This window comes from Peribacillus sp. NPDC056705 (assembly GCF_043656335.1).
In genome coordinates, this window is record NZ_JBHTYI010000113.1 from 1 (window position 1) to 2259 (window position 2259).

At 37.9% G+C, this 2259-nt stretch carries 2 protein-coding genes; one reads left to right on the forward strand and one right to left on the reverse strand.

Annotated features, from left to right (window positions below; translation table 11 throughout):
* Positions 1 to 549 precede the first annotated feature (549 nt).
* Positions 550 to 1074, forward strand: coding sequence for a YhcN/YlaJ family sporulation lipoprotein (locus ACFRAK_RS27900; protein ID WP_387598386.1), 525 nt, complete (start codon positions 550 to 552; stop codon positions 1072 to 1074).
* Between the two features lie 663 nt (positions 1075 to 1737).
* Here ACFRAK_RS27900 and ACFRAK_RS27905 read toward each other — a convergent pair.
* Positions 1738 to 2259 (reverse strand): DUF3898 domain-containing protein (locus tag ACFRAK_RS27905; RefSeq protein WP_394573020.1); only part of this gene is annotated, 522 nt, incomplete at its 5' end.

Below are 2259 nucleotides of genomic sequence, written 5' to 3' on the forward strand. Positions count from 1 at the left end.
TGTTCAAAAGTGATGTCTTCTAGCACTTTTTCAAGTGGTGGAAACCAATCTTCTTCATCTAAGCAGCTTGCCCATTGTTGTAACAAAAGTGTCTTTACATCCATTTTCCATTCCCCCCAATTTAATCCCTTTGCTCAAAATTCATTTGCGGCGTGTTGTAGATAGCTAACTGATTAAGGTATCATGCCAATCCCTTGTTCAATTATACTAGCTCTTTAACGGAACAATGAACATTCTTCCGTTTGGAAAATTCTGATAAATTTAGTTTATCATAAATTATGATAACTGAGAAAGATCAACTGTCTAAAACCATTTTGGTTATTCTAAGGCCATTAAACTCACTCGCTCTCAGTAATCATAGTTCACCACCGAAATTGTTTATATGGCTTATAACAAATACATAGATGAACATGATCGATTAATCGAAGAGCAAAAGATAAAATGTGTATCCGTTATCTGGGTATAGTTTAACTTAAAGTGCTTTTTTATGAATATTCCCGAAAATACAGCAGATAGTAATAGGGTATCTAATTTAAAGGAGTGACTAACATGAAGTACACATTTTTAACAAGCGCCTTGATTGCTCTATTCCTAACTGGCTGCGGAACAAATGATAATAATAATGATGGAAAAAATGTTGGAATGAATAATCGAAGCAATCAAAATGACAATACCCTGAATGTAAATGACAGAAACGGCGACAACGATCACAATGCAAGGCAATTAAACAATGATGACAATGATAATAAAATGCGCGTGGCTGATGAAGTAGCAAATCGGCTAGAGGACATGGATGATGTAAAGGGTGCCTCTGTCATTGTTACAGATAATAACGCATATGTCGCCGTCAATCTGACAAATGACAAGAACCTGACAAATGACTTAGAAAAGAAAATTGTTGATCAAGTAAAAAAACATGATCAAGGTGCAGACAACGTTTATGTCTCTGCAAATCCAGACTTTGTTAAAAGTATGAAGGGATATGTCAACGATATTCAAAATGGAAAGCCGATTAGCGGACTATTTAATGAGTTTGGAGATATGGCACAAAGAATGTTCCCGGATGCCAAATAGAAGAGGGTAAAATTCTTGTTTATAGAGAAAGCGACTTGCGATCATACAGCATAGGTAGCCAGGGATGTTTCTCGCTTGTAACGGTAATGTAAGATGCCACAATCCAGAAGAGAATGTAATTAATAAGAAGAGGCAAACACCGGTAGTAAGGTTTAGAGGTTGAAGCTTACGATATATTAAAGGCCATTCCATCCATGATAAAACCCCTTGGTCTATACACGCTGTTACTTGACGAATTATTCTTTTAAATTAGCTAAAGGATCCTCTTGTTCATTATCATCAAGAGGATCCTTTAGCTGTTTCATTTATTTTTATCCGTATTTCGAACATAGGTTGGAATCTCATTGTCGGGACTTCGAGGTACATATAATGAACCGCCGAAAATGGCAGTCCTTTAGATAGACAAACATGAAAAAGTTAGTGATTATTGCAGTAGTAGCATCAATTGTTGGTTTATGTGGAGCTAGTCAGGCTGATTACAAAGATATATCTGATCCGGGCGGTGGACCACGTCAAATGAGGTAAGTTTATATAATAGAAGAAAAATTAAAAAAGGCATTCACAAAGACTGCCATGATTGGGATATAACATATGTATTATGTGAACCTAAAGTCACGTTCCGAGTCACAAATCATCAAATTTTCGTGTGACTCAGACTATTTCTTAACTTTTATTTATGATTTTTTCAAATAGTATTTGTAAATCATCCGGCCTATGAAACTCAATCGGCGAGACACCTTTATCGAACTCTATCGTATTGGCTTCTATCATCAATACATACTTCCCATTAATCTTTCCTAAATGGATGCTGTCGCCGAAATCGGCTAGAAGTCCTTTGATGGATGTACTGCCTAACTTCATGCGCAGTTCGGCTTCAGATGTATGCTCGACAATCTGGGCCGTGGCTTTGACAACCTGATGGGTTTCAAGACGTTCCTGGATTTCCCGCTTTTCACTCGTTTCCCAGATTTCCAGGTCCTGTTCGAATTTGTGCAGTTCGTCACTGTTTTCTTCAAATTGGGCGGATACATGTTCATGGACCATGTGGATGACCTGGTTTTTCATGATTTCAGGCATCGATTCGCCATACTCGACGAATTTCAAGAAGTCCTCGAAGTAGCGGGCATGTGAGGCCTGGTGGATTTTCAGTTCGCCTTCTTCGACCATTCCTTCTTCGGGCATGTA

Bases quoted from the DNA above. Each gene is read 5' to 3' on its own strand.
- ACFRAK_RS27900 (WP_387598386.1), top strand. From the start codon at position 550: ATGAAGTACACATTTTTAACAAGCGCCTTGATTGCTCTATTCCTAACT.